Annotated in this window: 20 protein-coding genes; 13 read left to right on the forward strand and 7 right to left on the reverse strand. The window is 69.9% G+C overall.

The window, feature by feature from the left end:
- Positions 1–32: 32 nt before the first annotated feature.
- Genes IT184_03855 through IT184_03870 form a run of 4 tightly spaced genes read left to right on the forward strand, consistent with a single transcriptional unit; the run spans position 33 to position 4263 of the window.
- Complete coding sequence (locus IT184_03855; protein ID MCC7007928.1) at positions 33–1157, forward strand: 1-acyl-sn-glycerol-3-phosphate acyltransferase; 1125 nt, start codon at positions 33–35, stop codon at positions 1155–1157.
- Complete coding sequence (locus IT184_03860; protein MCC7007929.1) at positions 1158–2099, forward strand: proline dehydrogenase family protein; 942 nt, start codon at positions 1158–1160, stop codon at positions 2097–2099.
- Positions 2100–2924 carry an SDR family NAD(P)-dependent oxidoreductase gene (locus IT184_03865; GenBank protein ID MCC7007930.1) on the forward strand — a complete coding sequence of 275 codons (825 nt, stop codon included), beginning with the start codon at positions 2100–2102 and terminating at the stop codon, positions 2922–2924. It begins immediately after the preceding gene.
- A complete protein-coding gene (locus tag IT184_03870; GenBank protein ID MCC7007931.1) occupies positions 2905–4263 on the forward strand; it encodes an HD domain-containing protein in 1359 nt (452 codons plus the stop codon). The genes IT184_03865 and IT184_03870 overlap by 20 nt, the downstream gene beginning before the upstream one ends.
- 104 nt (positions 4264–4367) lie before the next feature.
- Here IT184_03870 and IT184_03875 read toward each other — a convergent pair whose 3' ends face one another.
- Positions 4368–5051 (reverse strand): type 1 glutamine amidotransferase domain-containing protein, encoded by a 684-nt coding sequence (locus tag IT184_03875; GenBank protein MCC7007932.1) that lies wholly within the window; start codon positions 5049–5051, stop codon positions 4368–4370.
- Between the two features lie 187 nt (positions 5052–5238).
- Here IT184_03875 and IT184_03880 point away from each other — a divergent pair, with 187 nt between their 5' ends.
- Positions 5239–6447 carry a hypothetical protein gene (locus IT184_03880; GenBank protein ID MCC7007933.1) on the forward strand — a complete coding sequence of 403 codons (1209 nt, stop codon included), beginning with the start codon at positions 5239–5241 and terminating at the stop codon, positions 6445–6447.
- Between the two features lie 306 nt (positions 6448–6753).
- On the opposite strand, the gene IT184_03885 is transcribed toward IT184_03880, so the two are convergent.
- Positions 6754–7248 carry a DoxX family protein gene (locus tag IT184_03885; protein ID MCC7007934.1) on the reverse strand — a complete coding sequence of 165 codons (495 nt, stop codon included), beginning with the start codon at positions 7246–7248 and terminating at the stop codon, positions 6754–6756.
- Positions 7249–7303: 55 nt separating this feature from the next.
- Positions 7304–7723 (reverse strand): MarR family transcriptional regulator, encoded by a 420-nt coding sequence (locus tag IT184_03890; GenBank protein MCC7007935.1) that lies wholly within the window; start codon positions 7721–7723, stop codon positions 7304–7306.
- Between the two features lie 218 nt (positions 7724–7941).
- Here IT184_03890 and IT184_03895 point away from each other — a divergent pair, with 218 nt between their 5' ends.
- Positions 7942–8280: a PadR family transcriptional regulator gene (locus IT184_03895; protein MCC7007936.1), complete on the forward strand. Its 339-nt coding sequence runs from the start codon at positions 7942–7944 to the stop codon at positions 8278–8280.
- A gap of 164 nt (positions 8281–8444) precedes the next feature.
- Positions 8445–11108 (forward strand): ABC transporter permease, encoded by a 2664-nt coding sequence (locus IT184_03900; GenBank protein ID MCC7007937.1) that lies wholly within the window; start codon positions 8445–8447, stop codon positions 11106–11108.
- A gap of 403 nt (positions 11109–11511) precedes the next feature.
- Here IT184_03900 and nagB read toward each other — a convergent pair whose 3' ends face one another.
- Positions 11512–12309: a glucosamine-6-phosphate deaminase gene (gene nagB, locus IT184_03905; protein ID MCC7007938.1), complete on the reverse strand. Its 798-nt coding sequence runs from the start codon at positions 12307–12309 to the stop codon at positions 11512–11514.
- Between the two features lie 48 nt (positions 12310–12357).
- On the opposite strand from nagB, the gene IT184_03910 reads away from it, so the two are divergent.
- From IT184_03910 to IT184_03935, 6 genes are all read left to right on the forward strand, one after another.
- A complete protein-coding gene (locus tag IT184_03910; protein ID MCC7007939.1) occupies positions 12358–13002 on the forward strand; it encodes a hypothetical protein in 645 nt (214 codons plus the stop codon).
- A gap of 17 nt (positions 13003–13019) precedes the next feature.
- Positions 13020–15602: an AMP-binding protein gene (locus IT184_03915; GenBank protein MCC7007940.1), complete on the forward strand. Its 2583-nt coding sequence runs from the start codon at positions 13020–13022 to the stop codon at positions 15600–15602.
- Positions 15603–15698: 96 nt separating this feature from the next.
- Entirely contained in the window at positions 15699–15917 is a 219-nt protein-coding gene (gene infA, locus IT184_03920; protein ID MCC7007941.1) for a translation initiation factor IF-1, read from the forward strand.
- Positions 15918–16152: 235 nt separating this feature from the next.
- Entirely contained in the window at positions 16153–17199 is a 1047-nt protein-coding gene (locus IT184_03925) for a DEAD/DEAH box helicase (GenBank protein ID MCC7007942.1), read from the forward strand.
- A gap of 209 nt (positions 17200–17408) precedes the next feature.
- Complete coding sequence (locus tag IT184_03930) at positions 17409–17735, forward strand: c-type cytochrome (protein ID MCC7007943.1); 327 nt, start codon at positions 17409–17411, stop codon at positions 17733–17735.
- Between the two features lie 99 nt (positions 17736–17834).
- Complete coding sequence (locus tag IT184_03935; protein ID MCC7007944.1) at positions 17835–18518, forward strand: DUF1080 domain-containing protein; 684 nt, start codon at positions 17835–17837, stop codon at positions 18516–18518.
- Between the two features lie 72 nt (positions 18519–18590).
- On the opposite strand, the gene IT184_03940 is transcribed toward IT184_03935, so the two are convergent.
- From IT184_03940 to IT184_03950, 3 genes are read right to left on the reverse strand one after another with little or no spacing between them, the layout of a single operon-like run.
- On the reverse strand, positions 18591–19463 hold the full coding sequence (locus IT184_03940) for a universal stress protein (GenBank protein ID MCC7007945.1): 873 nt from the start codon (positions 19461–19463) through the stop codon (positions 18591–18593).
- A 43-nt stretch (positions 19464–19506) separates the two neighbouring features.
- A complete protein-coding gene (locus IT184_03945; protein ID MCC7007946.1) occupies positions 19507–20196 on the reverse strand; it encodes a Crp/Fnr family transcriptional regulator in 690 nt (229 codons plus the stop codon).
- 42 nt (positions 20197–20238) lie between these two features.
- Positions 20239–20970 carry a DUF542 domain-containing protein gene (locus tag IT184_03950; GenBank protein MCC7007947.1) on the reverse strand — a complete coding sequence of 244 codons (732 nt, stop codon included), beginning with the start codon at positions 20968–20970 and terminating at the stop codon, positions 20239–20241.
- Between the last annotated feature and the right edge of the window lie 76 nt (positions 20971–21046).

The raw sequence follows: 21046 nt of genomic DNA on the forward strand, positions 1-21046 counted from the left end.
CCGCCCGGAACGGTCTGTTATAGTCGTGCTCCGTGAGACCGGACGACATTGCCCGCGCCGTCCTGGCCCGCGACGACGTGGCGAAGTACCTGCGGGATCCGGCCGCCACGGCTGACGAAGACCCGCAGCAGCGCATCGAAGCCTATCTCGACGAACTGCGCACGACGCAGCGCTACCGGTTCTACCGCGCGCTGCAGCATCCGCTGTATCCGATCCTGCGGAAGGTGCAGCGCGTGCCCGAGCACCTCGAGCTCGCGCGCGCGGCCGCGTCGCGCGGGCGCATTCTCTACGTCTCCAATCACAAGAGCCATCTCGACTACCTGATCGAGCCGCTGGTGCTCGACGATCATGGCTTCCGTCCGCCGCTCACCGCCGCGGGGATCAACCTGTTCGGCGGCCCGCTCGGCCTGCTGCACCGGCACGTCACGGGCGCCATCCCGATCCGCCGGAACAGCAAGGATCCGCTGTACCTCGTGACGCTGCGCGCGTACGTCGCAGAGCTGCTCAATCGCCGCGATCTGCTCTTCTACCCCGAAGGCGGCCGGAGCTACAGCGGCGAGCTGAAGCCGCCGAAGACCGGGCTGCTCCAGGCGGCGCTGCAGGCCGATCGCGCGTCGCTCTCGATCGTGCCGATGGCGATCGCCTACGACCTCGTGCTCGAGGATCGGATCATCTCGCGCGAGGCGACGCGCCGGCGCAAGCGCCCGTTCGCCCAGGAGGTCGCCGAGATGGCGCGCCACGCGGTCGGCTACCGGTCGCGCGCGTTCGTCACGTTCGGCGCGCCGATTCCTATGGCCGACTACGAGCCGGACTCGCGCCGCAGCCTCGTCACGCTGACGCACCGCGTGCAGGACGCGATCGGCGGTCTGTACAAAGTCCTGCCCACGGCGCTCGTCGCCGCCGCCATGCGCCCGGGGCTGACCCGATCGGATCTCGTGGCGCGCGTCCGCGATCTCGTCGCGCTGCTCGCGGCGGAGCACGCCAATCTGGCCACGCGCGACGGCCGCGAGGCGGTCGACGACGGCCTGGCGAGGCTCGCCGAGCGCGCCGTGGTGGTGGCGGACGGCGCGCGGATCCGGGTGCGCGACCGCGTCGTGCTGCGCTTCTACGCGCGCACGATCGAGCACCTGCTCCGCCGGGCGAGGACGACACACTAGATGATCGAGACGCTGTCCAGAGCGGCTTTCGCAACGCTGGCTGGCAGTGCCCTTCTGAAGACCGTCGCGTCGCGCTACGGCATGCGCACGCCGGGGAGCTTCGCGCGGCGCTTCGTCGCCGGCGAGACGATGGAGGAAGCGATCGCCGCCGCGGCCGAGCTGGAGCGCCAGGGCCTGATCGTGACGCTCGACCACCTCGGTGAGCGCGTCGCGACGCAGGAGGCCGCGCTCGCCGCCGCGCGCGACTACGGCGCCATCATCGAGGCGGCCGCCGGCGCGGGCATCAGCCGCAACCTGTCGGTCAAGCTCACGCAGCTCGGCCTCGACATCGACCGCGCGACGTGCACCGACAACCTGCGGCGGGTGCTCGACGTGGCCGCGCAGGCCGACTTCTTCGTGCGCATCGACATGGAAGGGTCGGCCTACACGCAGTCGACCTTCGACGTCTTCGAGTCGCTCTGGGGAATCGGCTGCCGGAACATCGGCGTCGTGATCCAGGCCTACCTCCGGCGATCGCCGGGCGACGTCGCGCGGATGAACGAGCTCGGCACGCGCGTCCGGCTCGTGAAGGGCGCGTATCGCGAGCCGCGCGAGGTGGCGTTCCAGGAGAAGGAGGACGTCGACCGCGCGTTCGTCGAGCTGATGCGGATGCTGCTCACCGCCGGCCACTCCCCGGCAATCGCCACGCACGACCCGGCGATGATCGAGGCCACGCGAGGCTTCGCAACGGAACGGGGCCTGGCTCGCACGGCGTACGAGTTCCAACTGCTCTACGGCATCCGCCGCGATCTGCAGCGCGCGCTGGCCGCCGACGGACATCCGGTCCGCGTCTACGTGCCGTTCGGCACCGAGTGGTTTCCGTATTTCATGCGCCGGCTCGGCGAGCGGCCGGCCAACGTCGGCTTCGTGATGAAGAGCCTGTTCAAGGAACAGCAGGACTAGGTGCCGCCGCTGTCGTCGAAGGTCGTCGCCGTCACGGGTGCCTCTTCGGGGATCGGCGAGGCCACGGTGCGCGCCGCCGCCGCCGCCGGCGCGCGGGTCATGGCCTGCGCGCGCCGAACGGACCGGCTGGCCCGGCTGGTCGACGAGGTGCGCGGACGAGGCGGCGAGGCGATCGCCGTGGCCGGCGACGTCGCGCGCGAGGCCGACATGGCGGCGCTCGTCGATCGCACGATCGCGGCGTTCGGCCGCCTCGACGTCATGGTGTGCAATGCGGGGATCGGCTATCACGGCCTGCTCGACGAGACGCCGCCGGATGCCATGCGCCGGCTGGTGGAGGTGAACGTCCTCGGCACCTTCTACGCCGCGCGGGCGGCGCTCGTCGTCATGCGCCGGCAGCGGGCGGGGCACATCATCGCCGTGTCGTCGATCGCGGGCCGGCGCGGCGTCGGCGGCTCGAGCGTGTACTCGGCGACGAAGGCCGCACAAGTGGGGTTCATCGAGGGACTGCGCGCCGAGTTCCAGGGCACGCCGCTCCGCGCGTCGATCGTCTACCCGGTGTCGACGGTCACGGAATTCCACGACGCCATCGCGCGCGACTTCGGCCACACGGTGCGCGGCAAGGGGCCACGCCAATCAGCCGACGTCGTCGCGCGCGCGATCGTGCGGTGCATGGTGTCGCCGAGGCCGGAGGTCTATCCGTACCGGCCCGCGTGGCTGCTGTCGGTGCTGTCGGTGATCGCGCCCGCGCAGGCGGATCGCCTGATGCGCCGGTTCGGCCGCCGGCGCACGCCGGACCCTGCGACGCATGGGCCGCAGCACTCCTGATCTCGCCGTCGCCATCGCGCGCGCCGTCGCCTCGGCCGGCGGCCGTGCCTACATCGTCGGCGGATGGGTGCGCGACGAGCTCCTGGGCCGCACGCCGAAGGACCTCGACCTGGAGGTGTTCGGCGTGCCGGCCGAGCGCCTTCGCGCGCTGCTCGAGCCGTTCGGCCGGGTCGACGCCGTCGGCGAGAGCTTCACCGTCTTCAAGATCGGCGACGTCGACGTCTCGCTGCCGCGCCGCGAGTCGAAGATCGGGCGTGGACACAAGGGGTTCGCGGTGCACGGCGATCCGCACCTCTCGCTCGACGAGGCCGCGCGCCGCCGGGACTTCACGGTCAACGCGATCTCGCGCGATCCGCTCACCGGCGACATTCTCGATCCGTTCGACGGCCGGCGCGATCTCGCCGATCGCGTGCTCCGCATGGTCGATCGCCGGACGTTCGGCGACGACAGCCTGCGCGTGCTTCGCGCCGTGCAATTCGCCGCGCGATTCGAGCTCACGCTCGACGCCGACACGGCCGCGGTGTGCCGCGCCACGCCGCTCGACGACCTGCCAGCCGAACGGATCTGGGGCGAGCTCGAGAAGCTGCTCCTCCAGGCCGAGCGGCCGTCGATCGGCCTGCGGCTCGCCTGGGATCTGGACGTGATTCGCCGGCTGCTCCCGGAGCTCGTGCCGCTCGCCGGCTGCCCGCAGGATCCCGAGTGGCATCCGGAAGGCGACGTCTGGACGCACACGCTGATGGTCGTCGACGAGGCGCGGCGGCGCATCGACGGCCTGCCGCGAGGGCCCGCGGCAGCCATGATGCTCGCAGCGCTCTGTCACGACGTCGGCAAGCCCGCGACGACGGCCATCATCGAGGGCCGGCTCCGATCGCCCGGCCACGAAATCGCGGGCGTGCCGGCCACGACCGCGCTGCTGGACCGGCTGAACATCCACACCCTCGACGGATACGACGTCCGCCGCGCCGTGCTCGGGCTCGTGACGGAGCACATGCGACCGGGCGCGTTCCAGAAGTCGCCGACCGTCACCGACGGCGCGTTCCGTCGTCTGGCGCAGAAAGTCGATCTCGAGCTGCTCGCCCGCTTCGCCGAAGCCGACTGCCGGGGGCGCGCCGGCCCGTTCGACTGTTCGGCAATGGCCTGGTTCCTGGAGCGCGCGCGGTCGCTCGGCGTCGAGCATCGGCCTCCAGCGCCGCTCGTGCTCGGCCGCCACCTCGTCGCGCTCGGCGTCGACCCCGGCCCCCGCATGGGCGAGCTGCTGAAACGGATTTACGAGCGGCAGCTCGACGGCGAGTTCACGACGACGGACGAAGGCATCGCGCTCGCACGGACGCTCGTCTAGCCATCACGCCGGAGACTCGGTCCACGGCAGGACGAGCCTGTCGGATGTGCTCCGACGTCCCACACGACGCGCAGCATACGGACCGCCGCGTCCGTCGTCAGCGTTCAGAGCAGCGCCGCGACCTTCTCGGCAGTCGCCCTGGCGGACCAAGGGTTCTGGCCGGTCACCAACCGGCCATCGACGACGACATAGGACATGAAAGGCAGGAAGGCCTTCTCGTAACGCGCCCCGCGCCGCTTCATCTCGGCCTCGGCGTTGTACGGCATCTTCCTGGCCACACCCGCGAGCACTTCTTCCCGCCAGGAGAAACCGGTGATCCGCTTGCCGGCCACGAGCAGCGTGCCGTCCGAGAGCCGCGTGTTCAGCAGGCCGCAGTAACCGTGGCAGACCGAAGACACGATGCCACCGCGCTCGTAGATGGCGCGCGTGGTTTCCTGGAGCCCTTCGTCGTTGGGAAAGTCCCACATCACGGCGTGGCCGCCAGTGAAGTAGATCGCATCGTAGTGCGCCGGGTCGATCTCGCCCGGCCGGGCTGTCGCCGACAGCAACGCGGAACGGGACGTATCTGCCAACCACCTCCTCGCCGATGCGTCCATGAGCGGCCACCTGAGCGCGCGCGGCTCCAGCGGCGACACACCACCTTTCGGGCTGACGATGCGCTGCTCGTATCCCTTCGCGGCAAAGACGTCGTACGCATGCGTCAATTCCGACAGCCACAGGCCGGTGGGCTGGGTGGGATCGGCGTAGTGCGCGACGTTGCTGACGACGTGGAGAACGCGCCGAGGCATCGTCCTCAGTATCTCCTGCGGCCGTGGAGCGTCGGGCGCAACGCGTTGGCCTCTCCGGTTGTTCGCCTTCGCCGCGTGTCGGTCCCGGCCGCCGGCGCTGACGAGCAGTGATTCTCGATTCCGGTCGCACTCTGATAGGGTCTCGCCCGGGCACCCGCGTTCGCCGCCTGCCCGAGGAGTCAGCATCGTGCGCCACACTCTCGTCGCCGCCTTCCTGCTCGCCACGTGGGCTTCCGCAGTGCTCGTCGCGCAGTATCGCTATCTGCCGGATTCGCCGGGCACCTGGAAGCCGTGGAAGTTCATCGCCTATCCGGATGACCGGCGCATGCTCGGCGCGCGGCCGGCCGACGTCAAGGAGCTCGAGGCGCAGTTGCTCGCGCTGAACGCGATCATCAAGAAGACCGTCGGGTTCACGAACCCGATTGGCTTCAGCGTGGAAACGGCGGGCGCCCTCGAGCCGGAGGCGGCCCCCTCATCGTCGGGCGCAGGAGAGCCGGCTCTCACGGTGCGGCCGTTGCCGGCGTGGCTGAACTTCGGCGCCTATCCGGTGATGGAATTCGGCAGCGGCGCCGCTGCCAAGCGCGACGACACCGGGGAAACCGCGCAGCTCCTGTTCTTCGTCAACCAGTTGTCGCAGCCGTTGTTCGCGTCCTCCGGCAGTCGTGTGCCGGAGTTCGAGCAGCTCGATGTCGATGTTGCGCGGCTCGCCGCGCCGCAGCCAGACGTGCTCGGCTTCTCGCGCTACGGCGAGACGCTCGTGATCAAGAAGAACGCCGCACCAATCTGGACCTCGGTGACGTTTGCCGAGACGCTGGAGCTCGTGGCGCGCGGCATCGATCGCCGGCTGGTGGACGAGCGCGGCGCGGCGGCCCGGCTTCAGGCGGCGTACGACGAGATGAAGGATCCGAAGAAGCGCGAAGAGCGCCTGGCGCAGTACCGGAAGATCGCGCCGCTGCAGAAGGATCCGGCGTTCATGGAGAAGATGACGAAGGCGGAAGCCGCGAAGGACACGCAGGCCGACACGCTGCTGCCGCAAATCGCGAGCGCCAAGGCGGTGGTGTCGAAGAGCGAGCAGGACCTCGCCGACGTCAGGACGACGGCCGCCGGACTCTCAGCGGCCGACAAGGCGGCGCCCGCCTGTTACGCCAGCCGCGAGCCGGTGTCTCTCGCGCGTTTCCGTCGTGCGCCGGCCTCGGGTTGCGACCCGCTCGTGCGCCCGAACTGGAAACTCTTCAACCCGGCGCTCCCGCGATCGGCGCCGCAGGTGCTGACCATTACGCACTTCGAGCCGTGCCTGATTCCGGATCGAGCGGTGCTCCACGTCGGCGGGTGCACGGCCAACGCGCGGCTGCTCGAGTCGATCGACAAGGCCGCGTTGCTGGCGTGGCTGCAGTAGCCGGCTCCATGTGCGGCTGCCGCCTGAGATTGGACAGGTCCGCGAGAGCTGAACGTCACGTGGGGTTGCGCGACAGCACCTCCAGAGGTTCGTCGAGGCTTCGCACGGGCCCGACGCGCGGCCGGACGCCTGATGGGCGGCCGGCCGCCTGAAGCGGACAGCGCGTGGCATGACGTCGGTCCCGCCGAAGTCCGATGCCACGCCGCCGTGTGTCGTCGCCGATACCTGGCCTGACCAGCCTTCTTCCGTTCGCGCCGTTCCGTGCGCATGCCGATTCAGGGCATTCGCCGCGTTCCCGCGAGGACGCTACGCCGCCGCGGCGACGCGTTGCCGGCGCGCCAGTTGCGCGATCGCGCCCAGCACCGCCACGGCGGCGGCACCGGCTCCCCACGCGCCGCCGGCCAGCGTGTAGCCAACGACCGCGTCGAGCGACAGCGCGCCGGGACCGGTGAATGCGACGGCCAGGGCGGCGACGCCGATCAGCAGATTGAACTCGAAGCCGCCGCTCGTGACGAAGAAGCTCTTCGCATGGACCGTTGCGGCGGCCACCACCATGACCGACGCGGTCAGCGCGGCACCGAGCGGCGTCAGGAATCCGACCGCCAGGAGCAGCCCGCCCGTCAGTTCGACGAGGCCCGCGACGAGCGCGTGACGACGGCCCGGACGGAAGCCGAGCATCTCCATGAACTGCCCGGTGCCGTCGAGCCCGTGCCCGCCGAACCATCCAAAGACCTTCTGGCTTCCGTGCGCAGCGAGGACGAGCCCGACGGTCAGTCTCAACAGCAGGATTCCGATATCCATCACGTCACCTCTTTATCTATAGACTGTTCACTACTGAACTACATGTCACACGAACTCACCGACGTTGAATCTTCGCGAGCAGCTCGGCGAGCTGCCGCGACTCCGAAGCGCTCAGCGTCCCCAGCAGACTCCGCTCCGCCGCCTCCAGCACCCGCGACCCCTCGCGGCAGGCTTTCTGGCCGGCCGCCGTCAACGTGGCCAGGCGGGCGCGGCGGTCGCTCGGGTTCGCCTGCCGTTCGACGAACCCGTCGGCCTCGAGCCGGTCGACGAGCTGCGTGATGTTCGACTTCACGCACGACAGACGGTCGGCGAGCTGGGTCAAGGGCAACGACGCACCAGCGTCCGACAGCGCTTTCAGCGCCGCCAACTTCGCCCATGACAGGCCGATCGCGCCCAGCTTCGTTTCGACGTCGTCCTGCGCGGAGGCCGCGGCGTGCATCAGCGTGGCGAGATCGACCGCCGCCGATTTCTTCATGTATGTACTATACAGCGATGGCCTGACTTCGGCAAGGGCCTACCCTGGCCCGCCATTCGCCGATGGCAGCGGCGACCTGGCATCGCCATGGCGGTGCGCGCTGGGGGGGCGACGTGATGGACCACGCCGTGACGCTCTCGACCGGGTCTCTGCCCCCCTCAGCCATTGATGGTAGTTGACAGCCGTTACGTCTTCCCGTAGATTCCCATCAGGAACTGATGGGTCTCACCAACACGCCGTCCGACCTGCTGCCCGGTACGCTCGAGCTCCTGATCCTGAAGACGCTCCTCGGCGGCGCCAAACACGGCTACGGCATCGTCGAGCATCTGCGTCTGGCGACGGACGACGTGCTGCGCGTGGGCGAAAGCGCGCTGTATCCGGCGCTCCAGCGGCTCCTGCTCGAGGGATGGGTGAAGGCCGCATGGGGGACGTCGGACAACAACCGCCGGGCGCGGTATTACACGCTGACCGCCGCCGGGCGCAGGCAACTCGCCGCTGAACGCGCCGAATTCGAGCGCATGGTCGGCGCCATCCAACGCGTGCTGGCGATGCCATAGGCCGTGCGCGCTGCCGCTCGTCATTCGGTCGCCGGCTAGCGGCGGTGGTCGTGGCGAGCCTGGGACCGGCAATGGCGAGGTGCTCTTCCGCGTTCGACGCTGCTGCGTGGCTCGGGACGCCCTGAGCACCGGGCCCGAATCCTCAGCGAGGAAGTCATCGATTCATGATCGCGTTGCTCCGCCGTCTGCTCTACGTCCTCCGGCGTCCTCAGCACGACGCAGACCTGCGTGACGAGATCGAGGTGCATCGCGCGCTGCGTCAGGAGGCACTCGAGCGCGACGGCCTCGCGCCGGCCGACGCCGCCCGGGCGAGCCGGCGGGCGCTCGGCAACGTATCGCTGGCGGTCGACGATGCCCGCGACGTGTGGGCCCTCCGCACACTGGATTGCCTGCGCCACGACATTCGAACGGCGATTCGAGGGCTGCGCAAGAGCCCGGTGTTCGCGCTGATCGCCATCGGGACGCTCGCCCTCGGCATCGGCGCCAACTCGGCGCTCTTCTCGATCTTCAACAGCCTGATCCTGCGCCCGCTGCCAGTGCGCGATCCGGGTGGCCTGGCGCTGCTCGCTGGCGGGTCGTGGACGTATCCCATCTGGGAGGAGGCCCGGCGCATCGGCGACGCGCTCTTCGACGGGACCGTCGCGTGGGCAGAGGAAACCTTCGACCTCTCGCAGGGCGGCCAGACGGATCTCGTCGACGGCGCGTACGTCAGCGGCCGTTTCTTCGACGTCCTTGGAGTGACCGCCGTACGCGGCCGCATGCTCACCACGACCGACGAAGATCCGGCCGCGCCGAACGGGCCCGTCGTCGTCATCAGCCATCGCTTCTGGCAGCGACACTTCGCCGGCGCGGCGGACGTCATCGGCCGCACGCTCACGTTGCAGCAGATCCCGTTCACGGTGGTGGGCGTCATGCCGGCGGGGTTCGCCGGCCTCGACGTAGGCCGAACCGCGGACCTGATGGTGCCGTTCGCGGTCCAGCCGATCCTGCACAGCGGCGCCAACTGGTTGACGGAGCGATCGACCTGGTGGGTCGAGATCATCGCGCGCTTGAAGCCGGACCAGAGCCTCGAGCAGGCGAACGCGGCCCTCAGAGGCGTGCAGCCGCGGATCCGCGCGGCAACAATCCCCGACTGGCCCGAGGCGATGCGCGCGCGCTATCTCGACGAGCCCTTCACGCTCGTGCCGGCAGCCACCGGCAAGTCCGAGTTGCGCCAGCGGTTCGAGACGCCGCTGTTCGCCATGATGGTTGCCGTCGGCCTGGTGCTGCTCATCGCGTGCGCCAACATCGCCAGCCTGCTGCTGGCGCGCGCGTTGGTGCGGCGCCGAGAGCTGAGCGTGCGGTTGGCCCTGGGCGCGACACGCTGGCACGTCGCTCGTCTGCTGTTCATCGAGAGCCTGCTGGTGGCGACGAGCGGCGCCGCGGTCGGCTTGGTGTTCGCCAAGTGGAGCAGCGCGCTGCTCGTGCAGCAGTTGAGCACCTGGCAAGGCGCGATCGTCCTCGATCTGGCGCTCGACTGGCGGGTCCTGACGTTCACGGCGGCGGCCGCCTGTCTCTCGGCCGTCGTTGCCGGCGTTGCGCCCGTGGTCGGGCTGAAGAGCGTGGCGCCGGCCGAGGCGTTCAAGGACACCGGCCGGGGGATCGCCGGCGATCGCCGGTTCGCCCTGCGCGGCGCGCTGGTCGTCGCGCAAGTCGCCTTGTCGCTCGTCCTCGTCGTGGCGGCCGGCCTGTTCCTGCGCACCTTCACGACGCTCAGCCGCGTGCCGCTCGGTTTCACCCCGGAACCGCTGCTGATCGTGGACGCCAACCTAAGCCAGAGCAGCGTGCCGCCGGAGGAGCGTGGCGCGCTCGTCATGCGGATGCTGGATGCGGCGACGGGCGTGCCTGGGGTGCGATCGGCAGCCGCCGCGCAACTGACGCCGATCAGCGGCGCCGGCTGGAACAACTGGGTCGGCGACTCGGCCGCGCCGCCGTCCGATCGCAGCTTCATGGTGTGGCACAACGCCGTGACGCCGGGCTGGTTCGCGACGATGGGCATCCCGTTGCTGAGCGGCCGCGATTTCGACGCCGGCGATCGTCGTGGCGCCACGCTGGTGGCCGTCGTCAACGAGAGCTTCGTGCGCCGGTTCCTGCCAGGCCGGCCACCCCTCGGGCAGTCGATCAACACGGGCCCCGACTGGCGGTTCGAGATCGTCGGCGTCGTGGCCGACGCCGTGTATCGCAGGCCGCGAGAGGGCATGGTGCCGACCATGTACCTCGCGCTCGCGCAGCGTCCGCCGTTCCCGCGCCGTGTCGCGCTGACGGTGGCGGCCGCGACGCCTGGCCAGCGCGCAGCGCTCGAGCGCGACGTCGCCGGCGCGCTGACGCAGGTCGATCCGTCGGTCACGTTCACGTTCCGAACGTTCGATCAGCTCGTCGGCGCGACGCGCACGCAGGAGCGGCTCGTCGCCATGCTCTCGGCATTCTTCGGGACGCTGGCGCTGCTCCTGGCCGGCGTCGGCCTCTACGGCATCGTCGCGCACGCCGTGCGCGCGCGACGAACGGAGATCGGGCTGCGCATGGCGCTCGGCGCCGTGCCGTCCAGCATCGTGCGGCTCGTGTTCCGGCGTGTCGGCATCCTGCTCGCCGCGGGGCTGGCGCTCGGCCTCACGGCCGGCTTGTGGGCCGCGCAGTATATCGAGTCGATGCTCTTTCATCTCCCCGCGCGCGACACGGCCACGTTTGCCGGCGCCGCGGCCGTCCTCGTCGTCGTCGGCTGCCTGGCTGCCTGGGCGCCCGCCCAACGGGCCGCCCGGCTGGACCCGGCCCGCGTTCTACGCGACGGATAGCGATCGGCACGGAACGTCGCCCCAAGATCAACGCGGGGCACCATGTTCGAGGACGTGAAGTACATACGCCAGCGGCAAGCGTGATTGGACGTCAGGACGGGTTTGCGACTGGCCGGTCAGCAACCTGACCAGAGGCTTTCTCGATGAGCAGGAGCGACGGCAGACGCGCGACGCGTCGATCGCCTGCTGGAGGTTGAGCCCGCGCTCGCCTCGACCGCCATCTCCCGCGAGCTCTTCAAGACGTGGAATGCCGCGTCGATGCTGTCCGCCGCGCGCGGCACGTCGCGAAGGCCCAATAGCCCGCCGCGAACATCCAGGTCTCCAAATCCCCAGATGCTCAGATACCCGGATGTTCCGATGTCCCCAGATGCTCAGATATCCCGATATCCCGATATCCCGATGTTCAGGGATCTTCTTCTCTGTACATCTCCCACTCCGGCTCGCTGTTGAAGATCCAACGGTAGTAGTCCGCGCCCTGGAGCTCGGCGGCGGCGTCCTCGTCCACGATCACCGTGCACCGCTCGTGGAGCTGCAGTGCCGTCGCGGAGATCATCGCGGTAATGGGCCCCTCGACGGCCGTCGCGACGATGCGGGCTTTCTCGGCGCCGGTGGCGAGCAGCAGCACGCGCCTCGCGTCCATGATCGTGCCGACGCCCATCGTGATGGCGCGCGTCGGTACGAGCGACGCGTCGCCGAACGCCGGGGCGTTCTGTTCGATCGTCGCGCGGGTGAGCGCTTTGACGCGCGTCCGCGACCGCAGCGCCGACAGCGGCTCGTTGAACCCGATGTGTCCCGAGCGCCCGATGCCCAGGAGCTGCAGATCGACGCCGCCCGCGGCGCGGATGCTCGCCTCGTACGCCCGGCACTCCACGTCGAGATCCGCGGCCAGGCCGTTCGGCAGGTGCGTGTTGCGCCGATCGATGTTCACGCGATTGAAGAAGTGCTCGTCCATGTACGTCCGGTACGAGTGCACGTCGTCGGGGGCGAGGCCGACGTACTCGTCGAGGTTGAACGTGCAGCAGCGGGCGAAATCGAGGTCCTCCTGCTCGTGCATCTCGACGAGCCGCTCGTAGACGCGCTCCATGGTGCGGCCGGTCGCGAGGCCGAGGACGAGCGCCGGCCGGCGGGTGATCTCGGCGCCGATCAGGCGAGCGACGAGCCCCGCTGCCGCATCAGCGGTCGGACGGATGATGACCTCCATGCGCGAAGTACATCACAAAGCCGCGCGCTGTTGTACTCTGACGACCGGATGAAGACGTGCGTCCTCGCGGCGGCGGCGGCGCTTGCCGTGGCCGTGCCGGCTCACGCCCAACTGCCGAAATCGCTGCCGATCGCAGTCGTGGACGTCCGGGGGTTCTTCAGCGGCCTCAGCCGCGATCCGGTCACGGCCGATCAGCTCACGCCGCCGGTCACCACCGCGGAGCTGCCGAACCGCGCGCTCGGCGGCATCGCCGGCGTGCACCTGTTCGTCTGGCGCGGCCGCTCGATGGCGCTCGGCCTCGGCGGCGAGGGCGTCATCGCCCGCGCCCGCGCGCAGCAGAACGACGAGGAGACCGGCGCGCCGCTCGGTGCTCCGATCACGCAACGAATGCGGGGCCTTGCCGGCACCGTGTCGCTCAACTTCGGACACCGTGACGGCTGGAGCTACGTCAGCGCCGGCATGGGGCCGTTGACGCTGAACACCTACGACACCGAGCAGGCTCCGGATGCCCCACCGCCCACGCGGATGACGATCAACATGGGCGCCGGCGCGCGCTGGTTCGCGACGCGCCACGTGGCCTTCTGCTTCGACTTGCGCTTCTACCAGACGCGGCCGGAGACCCCGACGGACGCGTATCCCGGCCGGCAGCGCGCGCGCGTGCGCGTGCTCTCGGCCGGGATCTCGATCCGATGACGCCCGCGCGAGCCGCCATGCCGCGTGACACGCTCCTCGACTTCTTCGAGGACTTCTCCCGCCGTTCCGATACGTTCATCGTCCACGACGACGGCTACCGGGTGCGAGAAGTGAGCTACCGGGATCTGGCGGACGCGGCGCGGCGGTTCGCCGCCAGGCTCCGCGCCGAGAGGATCGAGCCCGGCGACAAGGTCGTCATCTGGGCGGAGAATCGCGGCGAGTGGGTCGCGGCGCTGTGGGCGTGCCTGCTCACCGGCGCGGTCGCGGTGCCGGTGGACTATCGCGCGTCCGCCCAGCTCGTCGCCAGGATCAGCGGCATCGTGCAGTCGAAGGTCGTGCTCGTCGGCGACGAGGTCACGCTGAACGAGCCCGTCACCGGCATCGTCTGGAATCTCCGCGACGTCGCGCTCGAACCCGGCGTCGCACCGGCGCCGGAGTCCGCCGCGGTCTCGCGCACGATCACCGGCACGACGCTGGCGGAGATCATCTTCACCTCCGGCGCCACCGCCGATCCGAAGGGCGTGACCATCACGCACCGCAACGTGCTCGCCAACATCGTGCCGATCGAGCGCGAGGTTCGGAAGTACCTGCGCTACGCGCGGCCCTTCCATCCGATCCGCTTCCTGAACCTGCTGCCGCTCAGCCACATGTTCGGCCAGGCGATGGCCACGTTCGTGCCGCCCATGCTCTCGGGCACCGTCGTCTTCTCGCACGGGTTCAGCCCCGCAGAGATCCTTCGCCAGATCGGATCGCGGCGCGTCTCGGTGCTCGTGTGCGTGCCGAAGGTGCTGGAGGTGCTGCGCGCGCACGTCGAGCGGGAGTTCCCGAACGCCGCGGCGGCCGACACGCTGCAAGGCAAACACTGGCTGTGGCGCTGGTGGCAGTACCGCGACGTCCATCGCCTCTTCGGCTTCAAGTTCTGGTGCATCGTCTGCGGCGCGGCGCCGTTACCGCCCGACCTCGAGGCCTTCTGGCGCAAGCTCGGCTTCCTGGTCGTCCAAGGCTACGGTCTCACCGAGACGGCGCCCATCGTCACGCTCAACCACCCGTTCCGCGCATCGCAGGGCACCGTCGGGACGCCGATCGCCGGCGTCGACGTGAAGATCGCGCCGGACGGCGAGATCCTCGTCCGCGGCGAAAACGTCACGTCCGGGTACTACGTTCCGGAACACTCGCCCGACGGCGGAGCCGCAGGCGGCGCGACCGAATCGCCGTTCGAGGACGGCTGGTTCCACACCGGCGACATCGGCGAGCTGGATGCGGCGGGCCGGCTGGTGATCAAGGGTCGCAAGAAGGAGATGATCGTCACGGCGCAGGGGCTCAACGTCTTCCCCGAGGACGTCGAGCGCGCGCTGCGCGCGCTGCCGCAGGTGAGCGATGCCGCGGCGGTCGGCGTGCGCGCCGGCGGCGAGGAACGGATCCACGCCGTGTTGGTGCTGGCGCCCGGCGCCTCGCCCGAGCGGATCGTACGCGACGCGAACGCCGGCCTCGAGGACCATCAGCGCGTCTGGAGCTGGTCGATCTGGCCGGGCCCGGCGCTGCCGCGGACCGAAGGGACGCAGAAGCTGAAGCGCCGCGAGATCCAGCGATGGGCGGCCGGTGAGCGCGGGCTCGTCCCGGCTTCGGCCGCCGAAGCGAGGACGGTTGCGGACGTCGTCAAGCGGTTCGCACCGGGCCGCGAGGTTCGCGCCGAGACCACGCTGGAGGAACTGGGGCTGAGCTCGCTCGACCGCGTGGAGCTGATGATGGCGCTCGAGGAAGCGTTTCAGACCACGCTCGACGAGGGAGCGCTCGCCGGATCGAAGACCGTCGGATCGATCGAAGCCGTCGTGAAGAGCGACGCGCCGGTGCCCGGCGCATCGCTCGAGGCGCGCACGTCCGAGGCAGGCACGCAGGCGGCCCCGCCGTCGACGTCCATCGCCTTTCCGTCCTGGAACCGCAGCCGGCCCGCGTGGCTGCTCCGCCGGCTCAGCCTGCCGACGTGGATCCTGCCGCTCGGACGGATCTTCATGCAGATGAAGGTCGAGGGTCTCGAGCACCTCGCCGCGCTGCGAGGTCCGGTCATCTTCGCCGCCAACCATCAGAGCCACATGGACACGCCGGCGATCCTGCTGGCGCTGCCGCCGCGCTGGCGGTATCGCGTCGCGCCGGCGATGGCCAAGGAGTTCTTCAAGGCGCACTTCAACCCCGGCCAGTACTCGCGGCGCGAGTGGTTCACGAACAGCCTGAACTACTACCTCTCCTGCGAGTTCTTCAACGCGTTTCCGCTGCCGCAGCGCGAGGCCGGCACGCGCCAGACTTTGCGGTACATCGGCGAGATCGTGGCCGACGGTTACTCGATCCTCATCTTTCCCGAAGGCAAGCGGACCCAGTCGGGCGAGATCGGCCGCTTCATGCCCGGCGTCGGCATGATCGCCGTCCGGCTCGGCGTGCCGGTCGTGCCGGTTCGAATCGAAGGCCTGGAGAACGTGCTGCACCAGAAGATGCGATTCCCCCGCCGCGGGCCGGTGCGCATCGCCTTCGGCGCGGCCATGCCCCTCTCCGGCGACGACTACGCCGCGGAGGCACGCCGGGTAGAAGCGGCCGTCCGGGCGCTCTGAGGCCCGGCCGGACCTGCTATGCTGTATAGGATGAGAGGACAGCAGATTTAGATTCCGCAATGAAGCGGAATCGTTTCTGCTGGCGGGTTCAAGGGCTTGAGCAAGGATGACCTCATAGACGTCCAGGGCACGGTGGTGGCCGTCCACAGCGGCGGCTTGTATCGCGTGCAGGTCGACTCCGGTCACGAGGTGCTTGCGCAGTTGAGCGGCCGGATGCGCCGCTTCAGAATCAAGGTCGTTCCGGGCGATCGGGTCACGGTGGGCGTCTCGCCCTATGACCCGGTTCGGGGCATCATCACATTCCGCGCTCGATAGCTACTTCCCTTTGAATACCGGTACCCACACTCCCACACCTCCCGGCGGCCGGCGGCGACGCCGCGGCGGCGGGGGCCCCAAGACTCCACGGCCTCAGGCGCCCGCTCAGACGACGTCGCTTCCCGCCAGAGAGTCCGCTTCGTTCGACCCCGCCCCCGTCCCGTTCTCCTCACTGCTCGACGAACCCGGCCTGCTCGACGCGCTCGACCAGCGCGGCTTCGAGCGCACGACGCCCGTGCAGAGCGCGGTGCTGCCCTACGCCATCGCCGGCCGCGACGTGATCGGCTGCGCCGAGACCGGCACGGGCAAGACGGCGGCCTATCTGCTGCCGATGCTGGCTCGCTTGCTGCGCGAGCATCGCGAGGGTCACCCCACGCCGCAGGGCGTCACGCGAGCGCTCGTCCTCGCGCCGACGCGCGAGCTGGTCACGCAGATCGACGACGAGCTGCAGGGGTTTGCGTATCACTCGCCGATCACGAGCGTGGCGGTCTACGGCGGCGTGCCGATCGAGCCGCAGGAGCGGGCGCTCAAGGCGGGCGTAGACGTCGTGATCGCGACGCCAGGCCGGCTGCTCGATCACATGCGCAGCCACGTCGGCGACTTCTCGAAGCTCGAGATGTTCGTGCTCGACGAAGCCGACCGCATGATGGACATGGGCTTCTGGCCGGATGTGCGGCGGATCGCCGAGGCGCTGCCGCCATCCTCGTCGCGGCAGACGCTGCTCTTCTCCGCGACGATGCCGGCCGAGGTGATGCAGTTCGCCGACGCGCTCGCGCCAGGCGCCGTGTTCCTCCAGGTCGGGTCGCGCCGCGGGCCCGCGCAGAACATCTCGCACGAGGCGCGCGTGCTGCCGTCGCGGGAGAAGACCGAGTTCCTCGCGCGCTACCTGCGGCGGGCGCACGAGCCGGCGATCGTCTTCGTGAACACGAAGATCGGCTGCGACCGGCTGGCGCGCCAGCTCGCGTCGTACGGCCTGCGCGCGGCCGCCATTCACGCCGATCGGTCGCAGAAGGATCGGACGGCGGTCATCGAGAGCTTCCGGGCGGGCCGCACGAGGGTGCTCGTGGCGACCGACGTCGCCGCGCGCGGCCTCGACATCGACAACGTGGGGCTCATCGTCAACTACGAGGTGCCGCACGGGCTCGACAGCTACGTCCATCGCGTCGGCCGGACCGGGCGCTACGACGCGACCGGGCACGCGCTGACGCTGGCCGACCCTCACGAGCGCCGGGATCTCGAGCAGATCGAGAAAGCCTTCGGCCTCCAACTGCTCGGCGACTGAGCGGCGGCAGGAACGCCGCGCGTCGTATGACGGCCATCATACGGCCGTCGCGGCCGCCGATGGCATCGTGGATAGGCGACCGTTCCTGACCTTGTTCGACGTGCCGGCGCGCACGGTATGATCGGGCGATGGGTATCGCGCCCCACCCAAGGCAAGGGCGCCCGGTCGCGTGGACGGCTGGCGACAAGGAGAAGACGATGAGAGTTCGGATGTTCGCATTCACCATGGCCGGGGCGCTCGCCTTGGCGTCGTCCGCGGCGGCCGCGCCGATTACCGACGCGCAGGCGACGGCGATCTTGACCAAGGCCGGCTGCACGATCTGCCACAGCGTCGACAAGAAGCTGGTCGGCCCGTCCTATCTCGAGGTCGCGAAGAAGCACAAGGGAGACAAGACGGCACCGGCGACGCTTCCCGACAAGATCCGCAAGGGCGGCACGGGCGTCTACGGCGCGATTCCGATGCCTCCGAACCCTCCCGACAAGATCAACGACGCCGACCTGAAGGCGCTCGTGGAGTGGATCCTCTCCAAGGCCTGACGCACTCGGGCTCCGGTCGTTCCGACGGCGTGGCGCGTGCATCGCGCCACGCCGGTCGTGTTTGTCGGGGTAAGCTGTCCGGCACCGCTGGAGGTGACGATGCGTGAGTATCGCGTTCGCGTGCGTGCCCTGCTCATCGCGTCGGCGCTGGCGCTCGTGATCGCCGGCGGCGTCGGACGGCTGAGCGCGAGCCAGGGCGAGCCGCCACCGGCGCTCGGCACGCTCACGCCGCTCTTCGACGGCCGGACGCTCACCGGCTGGGAAGGCGACGCAGCCATCTGGCGTGTGCAGGACGGCGCGCTGACCGGCGGGTCGCTCACGAGAACGGTCGACGTGAACTACTTCCTCGCCTCGACGCGCGAGTTCTCGGATTTCGTGCTCCGCTTCCAGATCAAGCTCACCGGCACCGAAGGGTTCGTGAACTCCGGCTTCCAGATCCGCTCGCAGCGGCAGCCGGGGTCGACCGAGATGATCGGCTTCCAGTGCGATTTCGGCGATCCGAACTGGTGGGGCGCCCTCTACGACGAATCGCGGCGCAACCGCGTGCTGTCGCCGTCCAACATGGACGCGCTCGGGCCCGTCATCCGCCGGCAGGACTGGAACGAGTACATCATCCGTGCCGACGGTCCGCGCATGACGACCTGGATCAACGGCGTGATGGGAACGGACTACCGCGAAACCGATCCCGCGATCCCGCTCGCGGGTAAGCTCGGCATCCAGATCCACAGCGGCGCGAAGGCGCTCGTGCAGGTGCGCGAGATCGGCATCCGGGTGCTCCGGTAACGGCTGGCGCGTCGCGCTATCGCGCGATGGGATCGCTCGTCGCGCTATCGCGCGACGAGATCACCCGTCGCGCTATCGCGCGACGAGGACGGGAACGGGGCACCGATTGAGGGCTCCCTCCGCTACGCTGCCGAGCAGCAGGTAGCGCGCGCCGCTCGTGCCCCGCGCGCCGACCACCAGCAGTTGCGCCCGCGTGCTGGCCACGGTGCGGAGCAGATCCCGCAGCGGCTCGCCGCTCGTGAGCACGGTGCTCGTCTGCCATCCGGCCCGCTCGAGCGCTGCGGCGGCCTGTTCGAGCGCCCGCAGTGCTGCCTTGCCTCGGCGGGTGTTCGTGCGTTTCACTTCGCGCACCACGATGCGGGCACCGGGCACGAACGTCCGCGACGGCACGGGCATCAACTCGACGGCGTGCGCGAGCACGACGCGCCCGTGCGGGGGCGGCGTCAGCCTCCCCACGAACGCCAGCGCGCGCTTCGCCATGGCGGATCCATCGAACGCCACGACGATTCTCCGCACGCGCGTCGAACGACGGACGACGAGCACCGGACACGTGGCGCCTCGGACGACCCCGCGAGAGACGCTGCCCATGAGCAACCGCTGCAGCGCGCCGTGGCCACGCCAGCCGAGCACGATCGCATCGGCCGCGAATCGTTTGGCCTCGTCGAGGATGCCCTCGACGGGCAGCGTGTCGACGACAGCCGCCTCGACGTCGGGCCAGCGGCGAGCGAGCGTCCGCCGGGCGTTCTCGGCCGCGATCTCGGCGCTCCGATCGAGCGCGGCGAGCAGCATCGATGACGTGTACGCCGCGCCGGTTCGCCGCGCCGCCACCACGCGCACGTGCGTTCGTGCCGGCCACGGGAAGTTCGCGGCGGTCGCGAGGACGCCGCGCGCACGATCGGACCCATCAGTGGCGACGAGGAGCTTGAATGCCTTGGATCCAGCCATGTGGTGTGTCATCCACGGCGGCGCGCCGTGCCGCCGCCAGCGCCTAGCCGGCCGCCAGGCTCTCGAGCGACGCGCGGTCCACGAGCACGAACCCGTCCTTCTCCGTGCGCAGCAGGTCTTCCTTGCCCCAGCGGCTCATGATGCGGATGCACGTCTCGACGGTCGTCCCCGTGAGGTCCGCCAGCTCCTGCCGCGACAGCGGCAGCGGGATGAAGAGCGCGCCGTCCTGCTGGCGGCCGAGCTGATCGGCGAGCTTCAGGAATAGCCGTGCGAACCGAGACTCAGCCCGGCCGCCGGTGAGGTCGGTGAGCCTTGTCGTCAACTCGACGAGCCGCATCGAGAGGCTGCCCAGCAGGCCGCGCACGAGCGACGGGTGATCCTCGAGCAGCCGGAAGAAGTCCTGGCGTGGTATCAGCAGGCAACTGGTCGATTCGATGGCCTGCGCGGAGGCCGGGTACGGCCGGGACTCGTACGCGGCGACGGCGCCGAGCGGCCCTCCGGGTCCGAACATCTCGAGGATCACGTCGCTGCCCGACATGCTGTGCTTGAACACCTTCACCCGTCCCGTGATGACGATGAAGAAGTAGTCGGAGGCGTCCCCCTCCTCGAAGACGGCGTCGCCGCGCTCGTAGCTGCGGACGAACGACACCGCGGCGACGCGGGCCCGATCCTCGGCCGACACCCGGCGGAAGAGCGGAATCTGGGCGAGAACGGACGGCTCTGGGCGCAGCACGCCCGCCGATCATAGTGCGAATGGCGGCCGCCCGGCGAACCGTCAGTTCGCCAAACCTTCGAGCGCGATCGCACCAGGGAACAGCACGTCGTTCTCGAGCCGGACGTGCTGGACGAGATCCTGCTCGAAGCGGGCGAGCTCCTCGTAGCAGCGGCTGTGCGTCGGGCTCGCCCCCGCCGGCACGGCGTACCCGTGCGTGAGCGCGCTCAGCTTCGTCATGAGCGATTCCGCCTCGAAGTGGTCCGCCTCCATGACGCGAATCGGGTTGAGCAGCGTGCCGAAGGGGCCGGCCGACGGCCGGGTGCCCGCCCGGGCTGCGGCCGCCATCTCGTGGATGAACGGAAAGAGGATGTGCTCTTCCTTCACCATGTGCGGTCCGAGTGCGTCGCTGAGACTGCGGAAGATCTCGCGGACGTCGGCGAACTCGGGGTGCGCGTCGATCTCCTGTTCGACGAGGCTGTCGAGCCAGCCGCGGATGCGCGGCGTGCTCTCGCGGACGTACTGGTGATGACGCTCGACGATGTGCCGGATCAGCTCGTCGAGCCCCTCGCCGGCGCGTCCCGTGGCACGCAGGCCGGCCGACTGGAGCGCCTGCACCACGGTATCGACGCCGACACCCCTGGCAGCGGCGGCCTCCTGCAGCGTCTGGTGCCCTGACCGCTCGTAGTCGAAGCCCAACTGTTCGAAGACGGTCGCCGCGCGGAAATCGCGGGCGACGAGCTCTCCGAGCGTCCGGCGTGCGAGCTCCGTCTGGTCCGAGGAGCTCGTGTTCACGGCAGTCCCGGCCAGCCGTCGCCGATGTGCATGACGGGCATGGGCGAAGGGTACGGGCGAGCCGGCACGGGCGTTA

This window comes from Acidobacteriota bacterium (assembly GCA_020853395.1).
Taxonomy (GTDB): Bacteria; Acidobacteriota; Vicinamibacteria; order Vicinamibacterales; family SCN-69-37; genus JADYYY01.